17 protein-coding genes and 1 pseudogene are annotated in these 21,355 nt (G+C 66.4%); 4 read left to right on the top strand and 14 right to left on the bottom strand.

All coding sequences use genetic code 11. From position 1 onward, the window contains the following. Positions 1–21: 21 nt before the first annotated feature. The 11 genes from MLGJGCBP_RS49730 to MLGJGCBP_RS49780 form a co-directional block, all read right to left on the bottom strand. Positions 22–885 (bottom strand): ParB/RepB/Spo0J family partition protein, encoded by an 864-nt coding sequence (locus MLGJGCBP_RS49730; protein WP_160094383.1) that lies wholly within the window; start codon positions 883–885, stop codon positions 22–24. After that, a complete protein-coding gene (locus MLGJGCBP_RS49735) occupies positions 885–1,598 on the bottom strand; it encodes a ParA family protein (protein ID WP_072948795.1) in 714 nt (237 codons plus the stop codon). The genes MLGJGCBP_RS49730 and MLGJGCBP_RS49735 overlap by 1 nt, the downstream gene beginning before the upstream one ends. A gap of 421 nt (positions 1,599–2,019) precedes the next feature. Continuing rightward, complete coding sequence (locus tag MLGJGCBP_RS53485) at positions 2,020–2,574, bottom strand: hypothetical protein (RefSeq protein ID WP_160094382.1); 555 nt, start codon at positions 2,572–2,574, stop codon at positions 2,020–2,022. Between the two features lie 9 nt (positions 2,575–2,583). Further along, positions 2,584–3,816 (bottom strand): TniQ family protein, encoded by a 1,233-nt coding sequence (locus tag MLGJGCBP_RS49745; RefSeq protein WP_160094381.1) that lies wholly within the window; start codon positions 3,814–3,816, stop codon positions 2,584–2,586. Beyond that, positions 3,813–4,724, bottom strand: coding sequence for a TniB family NTP-binding protein (locus tag MLGJGCBP_RS49750; RefSeq protein WP_160094380.1), 912 nt, complete (start codon positions 4,722–4,724; stop codon positions 3,813–3,815). Before MLGJGCBP_RS49750 ends, MLGJGCBP_RS49745 begins: the two co-directional genes overlap by 4 nt. Positions 4,725–4,727: 3 nt before the next feature. Further along, entirely contained in the window at positions 4,728–6,410 is a 1,683-nt protein-coding gene (locus MLGJGCBP_RS49755; RefSeq protein WP_160094379.1) for a Mu transposase C-terminal domain-containing protein, read from the bottom strand. Positions 6,411–6,944: 534 nt separating this feature from the next. Further along, the gene (locus MLGJGCBP_RS49760; RefSeq protein WP_236580937.1) at positions 6,945–7,889 is read right to left on the bottom strand and encodes a hypothetical protein; all 945 of its coding nucleotides are present in this window, start codon (positions 7,887–7,889) and stop codon (positions 6,945–6,947) included. A 788-nt stretch (positions 7,890–8,677) separates the two neighbouring features. After that, positions 8,678–8,950 carry a hypothetical protein gene (locus MLGJGCBP_RS49765; protein ID WP_083395401.1) on the bottom strand — a complete coding sequence of 91 codons (273 nt, stop codon included), beginning with the start codon at positions 8,948–8,950 and terminating at the stop codon, positions 8,678–8,680. A 5-nt stretch (positions 8,951–8,955) separates the two neighbouring features. Next, a complete protein-coding gene (locus MLGJGCBP_RS49770) occupies positions 8,956–9,186 on the bottom strand; it encodes a hypothetical protein (protein ID WP_160094378.1) in 231 nt (76 codons plus the stop codon). Positions 9,187–9,374: 188 nt separating this feature from the next. Next, positions 9,375–9,962: a hypothetical protein gene (locus MLGJGCBP_RS49775; protein ID WP_160094385.1), complete on the bottom strand. Its 588-nt coding sequence runs from the start codon at positions 9,960–9,962 to the stop codon at positions 9,375–9,377. A gap of 209 nt (positions 9,963–10,171) precedes the next feature. Further along, positions 10,172–11,329, bottom strand: coding sequence for a site-specific integrase (locus MLGJGCBP_RS49780; RefSeq protein WP_160094377.1), 1,158 nt, complete (start codon positions 11,327–11,329; stop codon positions 10,172–10,174). Positions 11,330–12,300: 971 nt separating this feature from the next. Here MLGJGCBP_RS49780 and MLGJGCBP_RS49790 point away from each other — a divergent pair. After that, a complete protein-coding gene (locus MLGJGCBP_RS49790) occupies positions 12,301–12,624 on the top strand; it encodes a hypothetical protein (protein WP_236580936.1) in 324 nt (107 codons plus the stop codon). A 409-nt stretch (positions 12,625–13,033) separates the two neighbouring features. After that, positions 13,034–13,174 (top strand): hypothetical protein, encoded by a 141-nt coding sequence (locus MLGJGCBP_RS49795; RefSeq protein ID WP_160094376.1) that lies wholly within the window; start codon positions 13,034–13,036, stop codon positions 13,172–13,174. Between the two features lie 86 nt (positions 13,175–13,260). Here the strand turns inward: MLGJGCBP_RS49795 and MLGJGCBP_RS49800 are convergent. The 3 genes and pseudogenes from MLGJGCBP_RS49800 to MLGJGCBP_RS49810 all read right to left on the bottom strand — a co-directional run. Further along, positions 13,261–14,139, bottom strand: a pseudogene (locus MLGJGCBP_RS49800) (GAF domain-containing protein); the annotation flags it as partial. 95 nt (positions 14,140–14,234) lie between these two features. After that, positions 14,235–14,519, bottom strand: coding sequence for a recombinase family protein (locus MLGJGCBP_RS49805; protein WP_236580935.1), 285 nt, complete (start codon positions 14,517–14,519; stop codon positions 14,235–14,237). Positions 14,520–14,716: 197 nt separating this feature from the next. Next, on the bottom strand, positions 14,717–17,038 hold the full coding sequence (locus MLGJGCBP_RS49810) for an ATP-binding protein (RefSeq protein ID WP_160094374.1): 2,322 nt from the start codon (positions 17,036–17,038) through the stop codon (positions 14,717–14,719). Between the two features lie 1,595 nt (positions 17,039–18,633). On the opposite strand from MLGJGCBP_RS49810, the gene MLGJGCBP_RS49815 reads away from it, so the two are divergent. Both MLGJGCBP_RS49815 and MLGJGCBP_RS49820 read left to right on the top strand, forming a co-directional pair. Continuing rightward, positions 18,634–20,268: a methane monooxygenase gene (locus MLGJGCBP_RS49815; protein ID WP_160104074.1), complete on the top strand. Its 1,635-nt coding sequence runs from the start codon at positions 18,634–18,636 to the stop codon at positions 20,266–20,268. Positions 20,269–20,352: 84 nt separating this feature from the next. Then, positions 20,353–21,355: 2Fe-2S iron-sulfur cluster-binding protein (locus MLGJGCBP_RS49820; protein ID WP_160098006.1), on the top strand; the 1,003-nt coding region annotated here is incomplete at its 3' end.

Below are 21,355 nucleotides of genomic sequence, written 5' to 3' on the forward strand. Positions count from 1 at the left end.
GGGTGTCGCTTGCAGGCTTGGTCAGGTTCGTTGGGTAAGCACGGCGAGAAGGGTCCGAAGACCATCGCCGTCGAGGTACTCGACCAGCGCTTCCGCGAGAACTGCGGGGTCGGCATCCAGGCGCCGGAAGGTGCGGGTCACCTTCGCCGCGGTCACGGGCACCCGTTCCGCTGGCCCGGGACCGTCGTCAGTGGAACCTGAATCTGACTCAGCACTATGGTGACGCGTGCGTTCGGTGTTCCATGCCTCAACTTGATCCTCCGGCGGGACTTGCGCGAGTGATCGAGCGGTGCGGATCGCGAGTTCACCATTGCGCAAGGCGGTTTGGAGTTCTGGGGTGAGTTGGAGCAGAGACCGCCGTTGGGAGATCCACCCCTTGGACTTGGCGAGCTTCATAGCTGCCTTGTCGACGGTCCCGCACTCGCTGATGAGGAGCTCGATGGCCTTGGCCTCTTCGATGACGTCGAAGTCGCGGCGGCCGACGTTTTCGATGACCGCCGCAGCGAGCAGGGTGACACGGTCCTTGGCGACCTCGTCCTTGACGACGATGTCGAGCGAGGGGCGGCCGAAGTTGGCGGCGGCGGCGAGGCGCCGACAGCCGTTGATCACCACCCACCGCGCCAGCCCGATCTCGGCTTCGTCCTCCGGATACAGCCGCAGGTAGGCGTCCCGGGTGACCACCAGGGCAGGTTGGAGTTGGGTGCCGGTGATGGAGACCAGATCGTTGAGGTCGCCGAGGTCATCACGCGGGTTGCGCGGGTTCGGTGCCAGCTCGCTCAACGGAGCACTGGTCGGTGTCGCGGGCGGGGTGGGCCGGTCGACGGGCGAGTTGTCACCGACGGCGCCGGCGAGGGTCGCCAGGTTGGTACGTGTTCCGCGTGCCATCACCGACCACCGTCGATTCGCAGCTCGAGGGCGAGCCGGTAGAAGTCCTCCCGGGCCTGCAGCGCTACCCGGTTGGCCGGGTACTCCGTTACGACCAGGCCGTCGGCGCTGGCCCGAGTGTGCAGTTTGTAATGCCGGATGACGGTCTTGGCGAGCGGCCATTTGTTCGCGCGGACGAAGTCCTTGGTCTCCTCGAGGTCGAGTTTGCCGTCGCGGGGATCCCAGTTGTTGATCACCACGCTGTAGGGAATGCCGCGGGGCTCGAGGATCTTTCGGATCGTGCGTGCGGTCGGGTCGAACGAGAGTGGTTCGGTTTCGATCGGCACGATGACGTGATCAGCGACCTCGAGGACCGTCCGCAAGGCGTCGGCGGCGGGTCCGCGGCCGAGCGGGTCGGAGGTGTCGTCGGCGGCGTTGAGGTCGATCCAGCCGGGGGTGTCGACGTAGACATGGCGGATGCCGGGCAGCTGACCCAACTGGCGTAGTCCGTTGAGGTCATCGTGCGCCTGGACGACGTGGAATGGCAGGTTGTCGAGGCGGTCGGCCCACCAGATCGCCGAGCCCTGGGGGTCGACGGAGACCGCGGCGACGGGGGAGGTGGCGTCGGGATCGTCGTCCTGGTTGAGAACGTCGGCGGTGACGGCGGCGAGATTGACGGCGAGGGTGCTTTTTCCGACGCCGCCCTTCTGATTGAGAAGGACATGAATGGTCATGGGACCCTTTCCGTTTGCTTCACCCACCTGGTGTGGGCTACTTCGGACGGGTATGCACGGTACGGCACCGCGGCGGTGGAACGGTGCCGACACGCGGGGTGTCATGCAGGCTGAGCGCAAGGTATCGGGCCGATCGTCGTTGGCCGCGCGCTAGCGTCGCGGATGCCGGTTGCGCGGCATCTCTTCGAAAGGTCTCGCCGGCGCGACACGCGCCTGACGCAGCCGACGCGATACTCGGAATGCCGTTCGAGCCCCGGCCCGCACTGCCGGTGCCTTCGCCGGGGGCGACTTGCCGAGTGCTGTGCGTCGCGTGTTTACCGCGGTAAACAAACAAGACCAATCGGTCTGGTTTGTTTACCGCGGTAAACAACGGACAAAACGGACATTGGGGCCCGGGTGGTGGGGTGGTCGGTGTGTCGCGCTATCTGGCGGCGACCGTGACGTTGCCCCGGGCGGGGCCGAAGATGGTGACACCACGTGCGGCCGCGGCGTGCGCGTTGCCGTGCAGCACGATGCGGGTGCTGTCGGTGGCGTGTACCTGCGCGTCGCCGTGTGCGTGGACGGCGGCGTGGTCGTAGGCGTAGACGGTGGTGTTCTCGCCGGCGTAGATGTGGGCGTGGTCGACGGCGGAGACGGCGGCGCGGTTGTGTGCGGTGACCCGGGTGTGATCGAAGGCGTCGACGGTGGCGGTGGTGTACGCGTGGGCGCGGACGTGGCCGAAGAGTTGGGCGTGGGCGGCGCCGGTGATCACGATCGCGGGACCGCGTTGTTCCGACCGCACGGTGGTGTCGGTGATCTGCACGCGGGATGAACCTTCGACGCGCAGGGTGAGGCCGTCGGGAAGATCGTGCAGTTCGATAGTGGTTTCGGGTGGGCTGTCGAGGATCACGGTTTTCGCGCCGGTCGCCAACCGGGTGTGCACGTCGTGCGCTGTGCGGCAGGGACTGCGGCGGGCGTGCGCGGACGCGGATCTCATGGCGCCAATCTAACCCGGCGACCGTGCTGTTTTCGGCTGGGCCGTGGTGGTGTCGGAAATGGAGAGGGCAATGCCGTGCTGGGCGAACGCCGTACGCAACCGCAGCACAGCGGCCTCGGTGCGACATCCGTTGCGGGCGAGCGCGAACAGCGCCTGCGCGGCCGCGGGGTCCTGCCGGGCCGCCGCGATCGCTGCTTCCATGCTCGAGTGCACGCGCGCCCACAGCGCCGCGGTCTCGTCGCTGGACACCGGGTGCACCGAGCGGGGTGGTGACGGGCGGCGGGTGAGCCGGCCACCGAAGACGGTCGTCGACGGCCAGGGGCACAGCAGGGGCCCGTGGGTACCTCGCGCGGTGATCGTTCCGGCGCCGAGTAGGTCGATCGCGACGGCGGCCGCGGCGAGCAGGTGTGCCTGCGTCGCCCAGTCCAGTTCTTCGAAGGTGGTGGTCAATACCCGATGGGGTCTGCGGCCGACGCTGGTCCAGATGCGGCGCAGGTCATCGCCGCCGGGCCCGGCGGCGCGAAACGGGGTGCACAGTTCGTCGAGCAACGTTCGCAGCATGCGGAACCAGACCGCGGCGTGCACCGCCCGCCGCCGCAGGGTGACGGTGCCGGCGCCCAGCGCCTGGGCGATGAGTGCGTCCAGGCCGGCTTCGGGTGCGGTGGTCGCCCGGGTGACCGATTCGGCGGTCTCCCAGCGCGCCAGCGGGTGCGGGATGGCGTTACAGGATTCGAGCCGGCGGTGGTGGGCGGGGCACCCGAGTGTCAGCGGCAACTGCCCGATCAGGGGGATCGACCACGGACCGGACGGCGCGACGCAGTCCGGGCATGCGCGGTAACTGCGGTTCGCGCTCACCCAGGGCCGCCACCGAGCAGAGGCGGGGGCGCGGACGGCTGAATCGCGCCGATCGGTGGGGAGCAGGACCGAGAGTTGATGGACGTAGGTGGGAAACGAACATCGGTCCGGGTCGGGGTTGTCGAGCAGCCACGGAGCCCATCCGGCCAGGCTCATCGGGCGCAGCCGATCCAGGGGGAGGCCGCTGCGGGTGGAGATGGTGTCGAGTACGGCCGGTGGTGGGTCGTCGTCGAGTTCTCTCGCGGTCAGGCCGCGGTGGTTGAGGTCGTGTTCGAGGAGTTCGTCGAGGCTCAGGGAATGCAACTGCGCGATTCGGTACAGCCAGGAGGAGAGCGCTTCCCCCGGCTGGGGTGGTGGGTGTAGCGGCCATTTTCCCGTGCGGGTCACAGCAGTTCGCGTTCGAACTGGCGGCGGCGGTCGCTCGGACCGGTGTAGTCGGCGACGGTCAGGGCGCAGCGGTTGATCGCTTCCTCCCCGGTTTCCACGGCGGCGACGGCGGCCGCGGTCAGCAGCATGGCGAGCTCACCGATGGTGCCCTCGCAGCGGGAAAGGAGGTATCCGGTCATCTCGTCGCCGCTCAGATGCGAGCGGGCACGCAGCGGATAGCTGGCGGCGAAACTGGCGAGCAGGGACCGGGTGACGGGGTCATCGCCCCACGGCGGCAGGGAGATCGGCAGGAACCGGTTCTCGAGTTGGTCGTCGGTGCGGATCGCCAGATACGCCTCGCGGGTGCCGACGCCGACGAGGGGGATTTTCAGTTCGTTGCCGAGATAGCGGAGCAGGTTCAGGAATTCGCGGCGGACGTTGTCACGGCCGGCGAGGATGTTGTGAATCTCGTCGATCACCAGCAGCTGCACTCCAGTGCGGCGCAGCAACGTGAGGGTGAGCTGTTCGAGTTCGGCGATCCGCCGGTGCGGACGCAGCGGGGCTCCGAGGGCGGCGAGCACCGCGACGTAGAACCGGCTGATCGAGGGGTCCGAGGGCATCTGCACACACAGGACGGGGATCTGTTCGGCGTCGTCGCCGCTGACCGGCGGATGCTGGCGGCGGAACTTCTCGACGATCATCGACTTGCCGTTGTTGGTCGGCCCGATGATGAGCAGGTTCGGCATTCGTTGCCGGGCCGGCCATTTCAACAGGATGTCGAGTTGCTCCACGGCCGCGCGGGCGCGGGGATAGCCGATCCACCGTTCGGCGCGGATGTGCCGGATCCGCTCCTCGGCCGGTAGGGCGGCGACCGGACGGACCGGTGCGTGCAGGTGCTCGAAATCTTCCGGTGCCGCGGTGTCGACCATCTCTCACCATTCTTCGATGTCGTCGAACACGGCCACCGGGACGCCGGCTCCGGCGGTGGGACCAGGGTCTGGTGGTGGCTGCATCCGGGCAGCGGGTACGGGTGGGCGCAGGTGGCGGCGGCGTTCGGTGTTGCGGCGGGCTGTACGGGTGGCTTTGCTTGCGGTGGCGGTGATCTCACGCATCGTGTCGAGCATCCGGAACAACGCCGCCTCGTCGACTTCGGTGCGCCCCCGCTCGCGCAGACGGGTGATCGCGGCACGGTGTTCCCACAGGGTGATCGACGGTCGGGACAGAGTGCGGTAGGGCACCTCCAGATAGGTGGTGCCGTCCGGGTCGAGCACCCAGATGCGGCTCAGATCGCGGGGGTCGCGCCGGAGGACGAACTTGCCGCACTGTTCTCGGCGCGCGACCCACGGCTTGAGGGCGGCGGAGAAGTAGTGGATGTGGTCGACGACGAATCCGGTGCGGGTCAGTCGGCGCCGGAGCACCGGCAGGAAGTCGATCAGGAACACCGCCCGGTTCGCCGACACCGGTGGGGGAGCGGGCAGGGCGGCGATGCCGTCCGCCCACCGCCCGGCGGGGGTCTGACCAAGTCCGGTGTGGACGGTGCCGTGATACGAGCCGACTGCCAGGGTCAGCCAGCGTTCGAGCTCCGTCAGGGTCAGTGCCGCGGCGGTTTCGGAGTCGTAGGTCCCACGGTCGGTGGGATTGGAGAAGGTGGTGCCGGGCAGCTCGTGTACCCGGGTCATGGCGGTGCCGATGAGGCGTTCGATGATGCCGCCGTAGTGCGGGCGGCCGAGTGGCCGGTAGTTGGGATCGATGCCGTGCTGTTGGCAGCCGCGGTGCAGTGCTTCGCTGTGGAACTCGGCCGCGTTGTCGAGGTACAGGTGGCGTGGTTTTCCGCTCATGGGCCAGGTCATCTGCTCGCCGACGCCGAGGCTGTCGAGCCAGGGCCGTTTGTCGCAACACACCTGCCCGAGACACAGTCCCACCGATACCGCGGACGGCGGCTCGAGGGTGAGGACTAAGCCCAGCACACACCGGCTGAACACGTCGATCGCAGCCGTGAGGTAGGGCCGTCCGATGGGTTGTCTATCGCGTTCGTCGACGACCATCACATCAACCACGGTGTGATCGATCTGTACCTGCTCGAGCGGCGTATCGATACTCGGGGCGGTGCCGCCAGCGGACCGCCGACTGCGCGCGGCGGGGGAGTCGGTACCCTCCCGCTTCCGTGCAATCTCGCCCGGATGCAATGCAGCGATGCGCGCCGCCACCGTGTTGCGGGCCGGCACCGGCAACTGCTGCCGCACGCAGGCACCCACGATGGCCCGATAGACCACTGCCACGGAAGGCTTCTGGCGCTTGAGGTACATCCTCGTCAGGTGATCGGCGATCACCTCTTCCACCGCCTCGGGCAGGCGGCGCGCACCGCGGCCGCCGGACGAGCGGCCAGGAAGCAGATCGGTGACCGTGCCCGCCCCCTTCCGGAAGCGATGCACCAGCGCATATACCTGCCGGCGTGACAATCCCAGCCTCACCGCTGCCTCATCGGCCGCGGCGTGGCCGATCGCGTCCAGCGCGGCCAGCGGGGCGATCACCGTGAACCGCGCACACGCGCAATCCCATTCAGGTTCCGTGGCAGTCAGCACACCAGTCTCGGTGACCGCAGGTCCCGCAGTCACCGCACATCCCACCTCACCTGGTGCCACTGCTCGACGCTAGTGGCCGAGACCGGCGATCGGCAGCGCTATCGGCAAATCACGGATCGGCCGGAGATGGTGGTTGCGCGGCTCCGGGTTTGGCATGTGGATGGCGGCGGGGGACCCGCAATCTGTGGATCCGGGATATGCCGCAGAGAGCGGGTGGCCGGCGGTGTGGGCCCCGACCCCCAGTCCTGGCTGCTCTTCCCGACATGACGCTGCACCCGACCGCGGTCAGGGCGTACCCGACCGGGCCTCGAGATACGAATGCTGTTCACTGCCGACGGCGCTCTCGCCGTGCTTGCCCGGCACGAGGCCCGGGCCCTGACCGACCGCGGCCATCGGCCCAGCATCAGATTCACTGAGCCAGGCATCAGATAGACCGTCGGTCGCGTCAGGTCAACTGAGTCGGCATCAGATGTACCGAGCCGGGACATCGAAATCACCGCCCTCATGTCCGTTTTGTCTGTTGTTTACCGCGGTAAACAACAGACAAAACGGACATGCTGCGAGTGTTCAGTCCGATTCGAGGACGGAGAGCAAGTCGGCCAGGAGTTGGTCGGCGCGGTCCTCAATGTCACCGAGAATGTCGGTGACGCCGCTCATCGCGGTGTGCGCGTTCGCGCGAGCGCGAATGCCGCGCTCGTAATAGTCGCCGTCGAGGATGATGTCCTGCGCCTCGGTCGGCGCAGGCGTCTCCCGGGCCGTAACAGGCCGTCGGCGCACCCGATCATGGGTGGGCGCATGGCCGGTCAAGTGGGCTCGGACGACGGTGCCGACGGACTGCCCAGTCAGCGTGGTCGCGACGTACGGAGTGTGGCCCCATCGATCGATCGGGGTCAACAGTGGTCGATCGTCCCGGCGGGCCGTCGCCGCGTGCGCGGTCAGGTCCGCACCCCGGCCCAGGGACTGCGCCAGCAATGAGGTGCTGGGGTAGCGGTCGAGGAAACCCAGGACCTCGAGCCACCTGTGGTAGACCGCGACCACATCTGTGGTCGGCAGGTGGAGTCGGCGGGGGCCATCCTCGTCGAGGTGGATCAGCAACGTATCGGTGTGGACGCTGATCTGGTTTCGGCGCAGGCGGGCGATCTGCTCGAAGCGCAGTGTGGCGGCGAGGGCGAGGAGGAGGGCGTCGCGGCGCCCGAAGAGACCGGCCGGCGAGCCGGTGAGCGGCAGCTGCGCTATTCGATTGGCGATTGCCGCCGCAGCGCGCTCGCGCCTTGCCGTGCGCCCGGCATCGAGCAGGTCGCGGACGAGTTCGCTGCGCCCCGGTTGCGGCAGGCCGGCTCGGCGGTGCGCGGCGTTGATCACGCCGACCCGGCGCCGTTGCGTTCCGGGGGCAGTGGGGTGCTCGCCGAGGAACATCGCCACGGTCACCGGGTCGGTGGGCAGCGGTGCGAGGTCGACGGCCGTGCACCAGTCGGTGAACAATCCCCACACGTGCTGAGACGCCCGGTCCATGCGGTGTTCGGGCCTGTCGCCACGCTCTGTCCGTGCCGTCCGCCCGTCGGTCTCCGCCCCCGTAGGTCGTGCGGGATCGGGCGGCGAATGGTCCGGGCGGGGGGCGAGATGCATTCTGGAATCATGCCGAACCTGTCGGACACAGCACGGTGCGACCGCAACCCGTGATGGGGCGCCGTCTCTTTTGTGACTCGTCTGCGGTCGTGGAATGCGTTCGTACCTTTGGTGCTTACGGGTGTCGTCGTAGCCGATTCCCGCCGGGTTGCTAGGGTCCTGGTGTAGCCATCTCATTGCGGTGGGATCGGAAGTGAGCTGCAGGATTACTCGCCGGACGACGAGGCCTGTGGCTCGCGTCGTGTCCGGCTCAGATCGCCCAGGTCGGGTTCCGTCTTCGGCCGGCCCACGGTGTTCTCGTCGGGGCGCGCAGGAGCGCATCGGCTGCCACCGGTGTCGTGGGCGACGCTGGTGGATCAAACGCTTTTCGTGCAGGTCATGTGTGCCGCGGTTGCATCGACGGATCCGGCACCGACATAATTCGGGTGCCCGACGCAGTAGCCGAGGGAAGTGGTTCGTGTAGGAGGTCTCCGGGGCGTAAGCACCCCTGTAGGCAGCCCCACCCAGCGGTTTCCAGCCTTGCGTGCCCACATACGACGAATGCCCTTCGGCGCTGAGGGTTCTCGTGGTTCAGACCCGGTCCGGCGCAACCCGGGGCGCCATCGCCCGCGCACAAGCTGCCGCCGTGGCGCGGCGTTGGCTGACCGCCGTCCACCCGGGATCGAAGTGCCTGTTCAGGAGGCGAGCAGCGGACCATACTTCTGGCGGGCTGCCTCCCCGGACGTGCCGACCTCGGCGCCGATCGTCGACCAGGGCAGGCCGTGCTTTCGGGCCGCGACGATGTGGTCGACGAGCTGACGCTCGGCTTCGGCGCGGGCGACTACGGCGGCGCGCAGCTCGGCGAGCGCGGCCGGGTCCCGGCGGTCCCCCTCTCGGGGTTCGTAGTCCTCGAACCGCTTCGCGAGTTCGTCGGCGTGCGCGAGGATGTCCTTCGTTGTGCGTGGCATAGTCATCACCTCAGGTAGCTTGGTCGGGCCTTCATGGCGTGGACGATCACGTGGGCGTCGGTGCTGGTGACGTAACCGATCTCCAGCAACGTCGCGTCGAGCGCTGGTCCGACGAGCATGATGAACCCCTCGCCGAGATCGAACGCGGTGATCGCGTTATTGAATGCGTGCACCATGTCGCCGGAGTCGATCCCGTGCTTGTAGGCGCTCTCGGCGATGACCGGCTCCGACTGCATTATTCCAAGTTACCTTGCCACTCGACGGACTGCAAGCTAACTTGCCGTCTTGATGCTGACTGCACCCCAGGCCTCGCCCTGCCTCGGTACCAGATCCACGCCTCCTTCGCCGGATAGCCGTCGGTCCTTCAGTCGGTCGTGGGGATCCGGAGCGGGGCTGCCTCAGGTTCCCAGTGGGTGCCGGTCCCTCACCAGAGGGTGAGGGGCAATCCCGCCGCTTCGGCGCTTCTGATCCGCTGTTCGATACTGTCCGCATTGTCGCCGCTGGCAAGGCCATTCCGGATCGCGGTGGCGATGGCACGGGTGCGCCCGGCCTGGCCGCGGACGTCGGCGAGGGGACTGGCGAGGTTACGCCGCCGCAGGTGGTATTCACTGCGGTTGACGGCGTTGGTGCCCAGTCGCATGTGCCGAGGATTCACGCAGCCGGCGAAGTCGCACTGGTGGCACAGCACGGCGTCGTCGGTGCCGGACCACCCCAGCCGCGGGATGACCCCGTACTCGAGCTGGTATGCGAAGAGGTGCGCGGGCACGGTGCCACGGCGAGACGCGCCGGGCAGGCTCGCGGCCCGAAAAGACCCGTGCCCGGTGGAGGAGACACTGCCCAGCCATGCCGTGCATCGGTTTGCTTCTCGCCGATAGCATTTGGCGACGAACCGGGCAACGACCGAGGGGTCGTCGAGCCAGGACCGCCACAGCCGTTCGGGGATCCGGATCGGCTGCGGCTGACCGAGCAAGGCGAGTTGCTCGGTCCCCGCTACCACCGGGTGTGCGGGCATTCCGGGAAGCGAAAGTACGTCGTCTACGACTGCCACACTGCTCTCCCCTCCGCGTCCGCGGTGCTGTTACCGGGAGGGTAGGGGCGGTGTCCGACACGAACCGTCCGGGTGGTCAGGGAACTATCCCTGCAGGCGGATGGGGCCGCTAGTGGCGCACGCAATCGGCTACGACTGGGCCATCAGATGCAGTTCCAACCCTGTTCGACACGTCAGAGGCCGATGTCGGTGACCGCGTTGGCGATCAGCGGCGCGTTGTCTCGGGTGTAGACCTCGATCATCGCCGGTGTGGTGTGCCCGGTCTGGCGCATGATCGCCTGCGCGCTCCGGCCGTTGCGGACGGCCTGGGTGACGAACCCGGCGCGCAGCGAGTGCCCACCGAGCTGGGCGACGACAGCGGGGTCGTACCCAGCCTGTCCGGCGCGGCGGCGGACAGCCTTATGAATCGCCGCTCCCGACAAGGCGGTCTCGGAGAGGTTCCCGTTCTTCTGGATCGACCGGAACAGCGGGGACCGTGCCCGCGTCCGCGGCACCGCACCTTTGCAGACGTGCCCGTCGAACGGTGGGGTGTTGCGCAGCAGCCGGATCACCCCGGGTCGGCCGTAGGTGTCGTGGGCGGCGAGTATCTGCGCCCACCGCAGGTAGGCACAGGGTGGGCAACTGGTGTGGGAGATGGTGAACGGCAACGCCCGCGTTGCGCCCTCGCCCTCCTGATCGGTCTTGGACCGCCGCAACCGGATGTGCACACCGTCCAGCCGATGCATGCTCGCATCCTCGCAGACCAGGTCGGCGAGGTCGCCGCGACGGAAGGCACCGGCGAACCCCATCAACAGCAGCGCGGTGTCGCGGCGCTCGAGCACCTCCGACGCCCACCCGGTAACAGCCTGGCGAGCCGCGGCGACGATGGTGACGACGTCATCGACCAGCAGCGGCGCGGCCTGGCGGCGCGGCCGGTCTCCGTTGTCGGCGTAGTCGCGGCGGATCCCGGACAGGGTGGCCGCGACGATCTCGTTGCCCCCGGGGGCGGGGTGCCCGGCACGGCGGTGGTGATGCCCAAGGGCGGCAACCCAGCGCGAGAGCGTCGCCGGGGCGTAGGCGCGGTCGCCGTCCTGGTCGTAGGTGTCGGCGGCGTCAATCAGATACGCGGCCACCACCATCGGGTGCGCCGGCAAGGAAGGGTGGCCGTGGGAGAAACACCACGTGACGAAACGATCCCAGTCCGAGGCGTAGCCGCGACGCGTGTTCTCCGCCCGCGACCGCTGTATGGCTCCGGCGATCCGCGCCGCCACCTCTTCCGGTACCACCGGCTCTGTGCCGGAAGAAGCTGTTACCGGGCCGCTGCGGGCCTCGTTCACCGGTTCGATCGTCACCGGCGCAGGTTATCCGAGCACACCGACACTCTGCAGAGCAAAAACGTGGTGACGTGGGGTTTCGGCGGGGACGGTGCGATAACTGAAATTATCGTCGCCGAGTGCGCACAAACCATGAGTGACGCGAAGCGAGTGCACGTAGTGCCGATTTTCGGTGTAGGAGGTGCAGGTTCCTGTGAAGTGACAGGCGAGTTGTCCAATTGACAACCTTTTGTCCAATCGTGCCTACGGGCTTGTCCAGCCACCGAACGACCGCCCCCTCATGAAAGCCCCGACCGGCACTCGCTGCCCTGTCATCGCCGCAGGTCCGGACCCCCTCATCCCCACACGAGGACGGCTCCGGCCGGGTCTTCCACGTTGGACAACATCACTGACGCGACGCGCACGGAGACCGACGTTTTTCGATCATTGGATTTGGCACACCGGCCCGGCATTCCAGCAACGCGGTGGACAACTACCTGGTCCGATTGGACATCTTCGGTGTCACTTCACAGTTCCGCGGAGCGGTGTCACTTTCCAATTTTCGTGTCACTCGCGTGTCACTTTCCAGGTTTGGTGTCACTCGGGTACGTGTCCCGGCCAGCGAGGTCGAGGTCACGTGTGTGCAGGACAACGGCGCTCCTGTCGCGACAACGGTCGCTGCCATGGACTTCCATCGAGTTGTTCGTGGTTTACCGCGATCATCGTCGGCGGCATTACGCGGGGCTGTTCTGGTCAGCCATCCAATCGTGACCATGTGCCCTATGAGAGTCGGGAGCCGATGTTTCGGGAGGGATGGCTACGGGCACGCCGAGGGCATGACGACCGAACACGGCCCCACACCCGTCTCCGCTTCCGGGTCGGCCGGGGACTGTCCGCTTCCGCCCCTGAGGTCCGGTGGCCGGTTGCACATCGTCGAAGGTCGGCCCTGGCGTCGGGCGCTCGACTGTGTGGCGGTTGGCGGCCGGGAGGGTAGAAGGCCATGGCACGGGGTGACGGACCTCGACGATCTGGATTTGCTGCTCGTTGTGCTCTCGACAGATCCCCGCATGGTGTTGTGCCTGGACGTTGCGGATGGAGATGCTGCCGAGCGCGGCGGCAACATCGTTGTGCACCCTCGCGAGACGGTGCTGTTCCGGCACGGCATTTTGTTCGACGCGGTGAAAAAGCGTTCCGGACTTCATGTTCGGATGTACGAGAGCTACACCGGGGTGGATGCGCATGCGATCTTGGATGTCCTCGATAAGGAGTATCACCTCGATATACCGTGGTTCACCCCCGCGCGTTGGCTCGACGGCCACGGAGTCGACTTCTAGCGGTGTGCCGATCGGGGAAGGGGCAGGAACCGAATACGCCGGAGTGGGGCCGCAGCCGGGTGCAGATGCTGGTCAGGCGCCGCTGTCGGGGAGTTCATTCGCGGTGGAGCGAGTCGACCGAGGGGTGAACGACCGGCGTTCTTGCCGGTCTTGATCTGCGCTCGGGGAACAGCGGAACAGCCGGAACAGCCGTTAGTGTTGAAATTGATCTTGGTCGACTTCGAGGTTGGGGCCGCGGCCGACTATGAGTGGTCTGGGCAAAGGAGCGTCGGGCTGATCTGCCATCCGGCGTCGGTGAGCCAGCGCTGGGTGATGTCGGGCAGGTGGGCGGGGTCGGAGACGTTGGCGAGGGACGCGGTGAGGATCGGGCCGTCGCCGCAGACGGCGCACGAGAGGCACGGTAGTCGACTTGCGCCATCAGGAGGGCTTCGTGGTGCGGGCCGCGCTGAGTCGGTCGGTGCCGCAACCGGGCGTCGACACTCTCATCCTGGTGCTTTCAGATGTCACCGAGCAGCTGTGGGACGGCGGACCGTCGGCCTCCTTCGACTGAACATCGGCGGTGTGCGACGGCATGCGTGTGCAGTCGCGGTGGTCGAGTGTTCGGATTCCGACAAGTTAGCTTTAGCAGACCCACCGTACATAGAACGGCCGTCGCGCTTTGATCCCGACGTCGTCCACGGAAGACAGGCGGGCGGTCTGCCCGCTGGGAAGGGCCACGATGTGTCGATGTCCGGTAGGCGCAGCGGTCAGATCGACCGCATGGTCTAGCAACGCGGCCTGATCTTGGGTATCCAATGCCCGGCGCAGTCGCCGGTTCATCAGGACGACATCGTCGCCGAGGGCCAGCACCCCGGTCTGCGGTGCGCGGCGATAGGCCTTCAGGTAGGCGTCGAGCAACGCGAGCTGCTCCGCGCTGGCCTGGGCGAGCAGCCGCCCCGCTATCTGGGCGGTGGCCGACCGGGCCAGTGTGGCCAGCAACGGTCCGCCGTCCTCGACCCAACCGGTGAGATCGAGCGCACCGACGAGGGCGCCGGATACCGGGTCGTGGATCGGGACACCGGCGCACGCCAGTTCCCCGAAGCAGTCGGCATAGTGTTCGGCGCCCGCGACGAGGGTGGGCTGGCCCGTCTCGAGAGCGGTGCCAATCCCGTTGGTGCCGGCGAATTTTTCCGAGTAGCTGAAGCCAGGCGCGAGGTTGACGTCGTCGAGTGCCTGATTGAGTTGTCGGCTGGCGGTGATCCTGGTCAGTATCACGCCGTCGGCTGAGGTCAGGATCACGCTGACCGGCTCGTCGACCAGCCCGTCTGCCAGTTGTTGCAGCACGGGGGCGGCCGCTGCGACGAGGGGGCTGTCCAGATCCGGTTCGCGGACGAAGGGGAGCTCGATATGCTCGGGTAATACTTTGAGCGACTTTGATCGCTGCCACGAATACGAGATGGATTCCCGAACCGAGCTGTCGAGATCGTGCTCGACGAGGAAACGATCCCGTGCTCTCTGGAGGTCCTTGGTGGTCATGGCTGGTCATCGCCCTGTTCTTTCACCGGTTACATAGACGAGCCTACGTGGGGTGAGAAACGCCTGAAAGGGCCGTGGCCGGATGTAGGTGCTGGTCAGGCGCCGCTGTCGGAGAGTGCGGTAGAGCGAGGCGATCGAGGGTGACGGCCGGCGTTCTTGCCGGTCTTGATCACGAGCTTCTCGGCGATGTCGGACGTGGGGGTGCCTTTGTCCTTCAGGGCGCGGGCGAAGATCAGCATGTCGTCGCCGATGACCGTGGGCCGTCCGCCGTGGTGGCCCTTCGCGGCGGCGGCCTGGTGTCCTTCGAGGGTCTTCTCGCGGATGTAGTTGCGGTCGAGCTGGGCGGCGACGGCGAGCACGGCGAAGAGCATGGCGCCCATGCCGTTGGGGTCGTAGATCCCCGCCAGCGGACCGGTGCGATCAGTCAGTCATGCTCGAATGACACGAAGACCCGGTGATCGTCTGCTTCCAGGATGTGACCGGGCAACTGTGGGGCGGCGGCGGCAGTGCCCTCCGCGCTTCGAGTGAGGCACGGCCTGTGCGGGTATCCGCTTGTGCGATCTTCGGCGACGTGCGATCAGGACTGCCGCCCCTGCGTCTGCGCGACGATCCATGCCGCGATCTGAGTGCGGGAGGTGAATCCTAACTTCGAAAGGATGTGCTCCACGTGGCCCTGTGCGGTGCGTTGCGAAATGACGAGCTTGGCTGCGATCGCTCTGTTGGTGAGGCCTTCGGCGACGAGTTCGGCTACCTGCTGTTCCCGCCGCGTGAGAATCGTGGGCCCCGGCTCGACTGAGGTGTTGGGCGGGCCCTTCGCGTCGAGTGCGTAGTCGACGGCGTCTTCGAATCGCATCCCGAGGCCGTGCCGGAACTCCGTCTCGACCGCGCGGTCACCGATCGCCGGACGAGGCTTTTGCTCGAATCGGTCGCGTAGGACACGAAGATTCGGATAGATGGTGTACGGGCTACCGACCGTTTGGGCGAGAGCCTCGGTAGAACCCATCAGCTTGGCCGCGCGCTGGAGAGCTCCCTCATCCACAGCGATCCACGTGAGGACCTCCAGACACCCCGCAGCACTCGCGCGATCGTCCACCGAGAGCGCGAGCTGTAGCCCCCGCGTGAGAAGATCCTTAGCGCGGGAGTGCTCGCCCCGCTCCCAGGCACCCATCCCTAAACCCCACAGCGCCCATCCCCGGTAGATGGACTCGCCCCGCGATTCGGTGATCGTAAGGATCTCCTGGTGGCACTCCTCGCTCCGGATCCGGTTGCCGTCCGCGTGACTGGCCAGCGCGAGTCCGAACAGGGACCAGATCATGTACAGCAGGTTGCCGTCCGTGCGGAAAACCGCGAGCGAGGACTCGAAGTGTTCACACGCCGTCACGGAATCTCGGGTGATCAGCGCGTGATGGCCGACGGCCTCGGCCATGAGCGCCGTTGCGGTTCGATCGCCGAGCTGGCCCGCGAGGGCGCCTCCGCGCTCCGCATACAGTGCCGACGCCTCCGGGTCACCATGCAACCCGGACAGCACACTGAGCACATGCAACGCCTTGATCCGACCCACACTGGGTGTGCCGCCCTGAACGGCCAGAAGTTGTGCCAGCCAACGCATCCCCTCACGCAGTCGGCCCCGCACCCGCCAGTACGGGTACAACGCTGCCGCCATGCGCAGTCCCGCATCCGCCTCTCTCGGGCCGGTCAGGCAGAACTGCAGAGCAGCCCGGATGTTCGGTTGCTCTGCGTCGAGGCACCCGATCCACGCTACCTGCCGTGAACTGATCCAGTCGGACTCCGCCCGCAGCACCATGTGTTCGTACCAGTTCCGGTGCCGGCGCAACAGCGATCCGAACTCGCCGGTCTCCTGCAACCGTTCCGTACCGTAGTCACGCAGCGTCTCGAGCATCCGGTACCGCACCGCCCCCGCGGTGTCCGCTTCGCGAATCAGGATCGACTTGTCGATCAGCGAGCCCACCACATCCACAACCTCGTCCTCTGCGACGGTGTCGGTGCAGACCGCTTCGACGGCGTCGAGGTCGAAGCCGCCCGAAAACACCGCCAGCCGCCCCCACATCGCCCGCTCGGCCGGAGTGCACAACTCATGGCTCCAGTCGATGCACCACTGCAGAGTGTGCTGCCGGGCCGGCGCCCCCCGACTGTCCGAAGTCAGCACACCGAACCGGTCCGTCAGCCGCTGCAGGATCTGCTCCAGCGACATCACCCTCAGTCGTACTGCCGCCAGTTCGATCGCGAGCGGCAGACCGTCCAGGCGACGGCAGATCGCCGCGACCACATCCTGATTGTTCTCGGTGACAGCGAAGCCCGGGACCGCCATAGCCGCACGTTCGGCGAACAGGCTCACTGCCTCGTAGTGACCGAGACCCCCACCGGCCGCCGTTGGTTCCGGCATCGTCAGGGGCGGCACCCGGAGCACGGCTTCTCCGCCAATGCCGAGAGGTTCCCGGCTGGTCGCGAGAATCCGAAGTTCCGGGCATGCGCGGAGAAGGGTTACGGCGAGGTCTGCGACCGGTTCGACAAGGTGCTCGCAGTTGTCCAATACGAGCAGCGGTTTCCGCGCCGCGAGGTACTCGACGAGCAGCGTCTCGGGTGCGGCGTCCCGGCCCTCACGCAGGTCTACTGCCGACGACACTGCGTCGCCGACCGCGCCTGGGTCGTGCAGTTCGCCCAGCCCGACCAACCACACACCGTCGTCGAACGCGCGACCGGAATCGGCGGCGACCCGCAGCGCCAGCCTCGTCTTTCCCACGCCCCCGATGCCCGTCAACGTCACGAGCCGCGACACGGAGAGCAGCCGGCGAACCTCGGCGATCTCACGGCGTCGACCGACGAAACTCGTCAGTTCGTGGGGAAGGTTTCCCACGTTCGCTCTGCCGCCGGAAGGCATGAAGCCGTCACTTTCATCTCACGTACCCCTGCGGACCACGGTACCTCCGTTGCAGCGGCGCAATGCGGCTACCGATCGCCCTGAAACAGGCCATCGGCGGTTCGGCGCACTCCTTGGCGACCGAGTTACCGAGGACCCGCAGCGAGCGACCTTGACGATCGGTTTCCCGCTCTCCCGAAGATCCGAACCCTCAGTGCGGAACTCCGGGTCTGAGCTTTCGACGTCATCGACGAGGGTTCGGCCGCCGAGGCGCCTCTCGCCGATGCGGAGGAACAGATCGCACGGCACTCCGTCCGCTGAGCGTGATGATGGATGAATCGCTTTGTGTTGAGACGTGTTACGTGTCGATTCTCGAGATCAACATTCCTGTATGAGGTGCCGTGTTGGGTGCCTCGGCGACGTCCTCAGGGCGGAGCCCATCGGCGGTGATCCATCGTTCGGTCGCGTATGTCTGGGCCAGAGCAGCAAGAACCGATCGCGTCCTTGACAGCCTGTTGTGCGGGGCGATCGAGATGACTGCGACGACGGCGTGGATCAGAAGGGATGTCATTGGTGAATCGGTCCTGTTTGTCAGATGGTGGTTCGAAGCAGGTTTCGCCTGTGGACGGTTGCAGCTCTTACCGGCCGGGTTGCGACTGAGCGCCGAAGAGACCGTGTTGCGGCCGATGGCTCGGGTTTGCGGTGTCTGTTCTGGGCCGGAAAGGCCTAGGTTTTGAAGCTTGCGTGCCGCCCGCCACCTCCGCGGCATGGCGGACGGCACGCCCGCAGGACGGCGCGTCGAATCCCCTGTACCCAGTTCAGGGTCTTCTTCGGTGCGCGCCGCCGGGCATATGCACCACGTCCAGTCTGGATGATTCAGCAACCGTGGTCGACGCGCTCGCGCTGAATCGCCCCGCGGCACCGCGGTCGACATGCTTCCGGTACGCAGGTGACTGTGGTGAGTCCGTGGGGGATTGGTCCTCGATGGCTCCTATCTTCCACATGCGCTGGCCGGATGAGTATTCCCGGCTGGGAGCATCCCAGCACAGGCGGGTTCATGGGTGTCTCAATTTGATACGCCGACATCGCGGCGTGTTCGCACTCGATGTCGAATCCTCGGATCTTGCGCTTCATCGTTGCACGCGATATTCCGAGTGCGGCAGTGGCGGCGGTCTTTTCGCCAGGCATGCAGGGCGAGCACGTCGACTATCACATCGCGCTCGAGGCGCTGGCACTGCTCGTCGCCCGAGTTCCGGCGCATCACCGCCCGGCATTCGGCGATCGTGCGGAGCAGTGGGGCGGCCATCCGCCGGCGCGAGCAAGGGGCGACGGTCACCGCTCGCTGACACCGACGCCGGCGAGTGTGCCACCCACGAAGGTCGCTTCGGTCGGCCTTCACCGAGGCGAAACATTCTGTGGCGGTGATCCCATCGTCGATCTCCCGGTTGCAGGTCGGACCTGTCCTAGCGCCGGATCAGTGCCGGCACCCGACAAACCGTCTGGATGTGACTCCCGTCTCACACTGAGACGCTCGAGAGCTGGATTACGCGGTTCAATTCATTGCACAACGTCCCCACCGCCGGCACCCGGCCGGCACCCGATTCAGGAGGCGCACATTGAGTAGGCAAAGCCTGACAAAGGCCCACGCGAAGATCACCGAACTGTCATGGGATCCGACATTCGCAACCCCGGCCACCCGGTTCGGAACCGACTACACCTTCGAGAAGGCCCCCAAGAAGGACCCTCTCAAGCAGATCATGCGGTCCTACTTCCCGATGGAGGAGGAGAAAGACAACCGCGTGTACGGCGCCATGGACGGTGCAATCCGCGGCAACATGTTCCGCCAGGTGCAGCAGCGGTGGCTCGAATGGCAGAAGCTGTTCCTGTCGATCATTCCGTTCCCGGAGATCTCCGCCGCCCGAGCGATGCCGATGGCCATCGACGCCGTGCCCAACCCCGAAATCCACAACGGGCTTGCGGTACAGATGATCGACGAGGTTCGTCACTCGACGATCCAGATGAACCTCAAGAAGCTGTACATGAACAACTACATCGATCCCGCCGGGTTCGACATGACGGAGAAGGCGTTCGCGAACAACTACGCGGGCACCATCGGCCGGCAGTTCGGTGAAGGGTTCATCACCGGTGACGCGATCACCTCGGCGAACATCTACCTGACCGTGGTCGCCGAAACCGCGTTCACCAACACCCTGTTCGTGGCCATGCCCGACGAGGCCGCCGCCAACGGCGACTACCTGCTGCCGACGGTCTTCCACTCGGTGCAGTCGGACGAGTCGCGGCACATCTCCAACGGCTACTCGATCCTGCTGATGGCCCTCGCCGACGAACGGAACCGTCCACTGCTCGAACGCGATCTGCGGTACGCGTGGTGGAACAACCACTGCGTCGTCGACGCCGCGATCGGCACCTTCATCGAGTACGGCACCAAGGACCGCCGCAAGGACCGGGAGAGCTACGCCGAGATGTGGCGGCGGTGGATCTACGACGACTACTACCGCAGCTACCTCATTCCGCTCGAGAAGTACGGTCTGACGATTCCGCACGACCTGGTCGAGGAGGCGTGGAAGCGGATCACCGAAAAGGGCTACGTCCACGAGACGGCCCGGTTCTTCGCCACCGGCTGGCCGGTGAACTACTGGCGGATCGATGCGATGACCGACAAGGACTTCGAGTGGTTCGAACACAAGTACCCGGGCTGGTACTCGAAGTACGGCAAGTGGTGGGAGGAGTACAACCGGCTCGCCTACCCCGGCCGCAACAAGCCGATCGCATTCGAAGAGGTCGGGTACCAGTACCCGCACCGGTGCTGGACCTGCATGGTGCCCGCCCTCATCCGCGAAGACATGGTCGTGGAGAAGGTGGACAACCAGTGGCGGACCTACTGCTCGGAGACCTGCTACTGGACCGACGCCGTCGCGTTCCGTAGCGAGTACCAGGGTAAGCCGACCCCGAACATGGGACGGCTCACCGGGTTCCGTGAATGGGAAACCCTGCACCACGGCAAGGACCTCGCCGACATCGTCTCCGACCTCGGATACGTTCGCGACGACGGCAAGACCCTGGTCGGCCAGCCGCACCTCGATCTGGACGACCCGAAGAAGATGTGGACCCTCGACGACGTGCGGGGCAACACCTTCCAGAGCCCGAACGTGCTCTTGAACCAGATGTCCGACGCCGAACGCAACGCCCACATCGCCGCATACCGCGCAGGCAGCACCGTTCCTGCCTGACCCGGCTCGGTGGGCGGCGCCTGACCGCCACGGCGCCGCCCACCGCAACCAGCACAATTCTTTCAAAAGCCCAGGAGATGGCCCGTGGCCGACAAGCACCGTATCAACTTCGAGCCCGTCGACATCGAGATGGAAGTCGGCGAAGACGAGTACATCCTCGATGCCGCATTCCGGCAAGGCATCCACCTGATGCACGGCTGCCGTGAGGGGCGGTGCTCGGCCTGCAAGTCCTACGTCCTCGACGGCGATATCCAGATGGAGAACTACTCGACGTTTGCGTGCAACGAATCCGAGGTCGACGAGGGGCACGTACTGCTGTGCCGCGCAACCGCATACAGTGACTGCACGATCGAACTGCTCAACTTCGACGAGGACGAACTTCTCGGCGGGGTTCCCATCCAAGACGTGCGTACCCGCGTGGTAGCGATCGAATCGATGACCAAGGACATCGTGTCGCTGCAGCTGCAGCCCGTCGAGCCGGCAACGTTCGAGTTCAAACCCGGCCAGTACGCCGACCTGACAATCCCGGGCAGCGAGGAACACCGGTCCTTCTCCATGGCGACCACCCAGATGACACCGGACCGGGTGGAGTTCCTCATCAAGAAGTACCCCGGCGGGAAATTCGCCGGCCTGCTCGAGGACGGCATCTCGGTTGGCGACGAGATCGCCCTGACGGGCCCGTACGGGTCGTTCACCCTCAAAGAAGGCCACGTCCTGCCGATCGTCCTGATCGGAGGCGGGGCGGGGATGGCCCCGGTCCTCTCGCTGCTGCGGCACATGAGCGAGACAGCCAACACCCGCCCGGTGCACTTCTACTACGGTGCCCGCACTCCCGCCGACCTGTTCTACGTCGACGAGATCCTCGAACTCGGACGAGGGCTGACGGACTTCACGTTCGTGGCCTGCCTGTCGGAATCGATGGACCCACAGCCCGCGGGGTCGATCGTCGTCGAAGAAGGCAATGTCACCGACGTGGTGAGCCGCCGCGAACCGGACATCAGCAAGACCGAGGTCTACCTCTGTGGGCCACCGCCGATGGTGGATGCCGCTCTGGCCTTGCTCGACGCCAATGGCGCCCCGCACGACC

It is taken from the genome of Rhodococcus sp. T7 (genome assembly GCF_009872365.1).
Taxonomy (GTDB): Bacteria; Actinomycetota; Actinomycetes; order Mycobacteriales; family Mycobacteriaceae; genus Rhodococcus_F.

Excerpts from the sequence above, each read along its gene's own strand:
- MLGJGCBP_RS49775 (WP_160094385.1), bottom strand. The coding sequence starts at position 9,962 with ATGCCCGCACACCCGGTGGTAGCGGGGACCGAGCAACTCGCCTTGCTC.
- MLGJGCBP_RS49805 (WP_236580935.1), bottom strand. The coding sequence starts at position 14,519 with ATGGGCGCCATGCTCTTCGCCGTGCTCGCCGTCGCCGCCCAGCTCGAC.
- MLGJGCBP_RS53485 (WP_160094382.1), bottom strand. The coding sequence starts at position 2,574 with ATGAGATCCGCGTCCGCGCACGCCCGCCGCAGTCCCTGCCGCACAGCG.
- MLGJGCBP_RS49810 (WP_160094374.1), bottom strand. The coding sequence starts at position 17,038 with ATGCCTTCCGGCGGCAGAGCGAACGTGGGAAACCTTCCCCACGAACTG.
- MLGJGCBP_RS49750 (WP_160094380.1), bottom strand. The coding sequence starts at position 4,724 with ATGGTCGACACCGCGGCACCGGAAGATTTCGAGCACCTGCACGCACCG.
- MLGJGCBP_RS49770 (WP_160094378.1), bottom strand. The coding sequence starts at position 9,186 with ATGCAGTCGGAGCCGGTCATCGCCGAGAGCGCCTACAAGCACGGGATC.
- MLGJGCBP_RS49735 (WP_072948795.1), bottom strand. The coding sequence starts at position 1,598 with ATGACCATTCATGTCCTTCTCAATCAGAAGGGCGGCGTCGGAAAAAGC.
- MLGJGCBP_RS49760 (WP_236580937.1), bottom strand. The coding sequence starts at position 7,889 with ATGGACCGGGCGTCTCAGCACGTGTGGGGATTGTTCACCGACTGGTGC.
- MLGJGCBP_RS49765 (WP_083395401.1), bottom strand. The coding sequence starts at position 8,950 with ATGCCACGCACAACGAAGGACATCCTCGCGCACGCCGACGAACTCGCG.
- MLGJGCBP_RS49730 (WP_160094383.1), bottom strand. The coding sequence starts at position 885 with ATGGCACGCGGAACACGTACCAACCTGGCGACCCTCGCCGGCGCCGTC.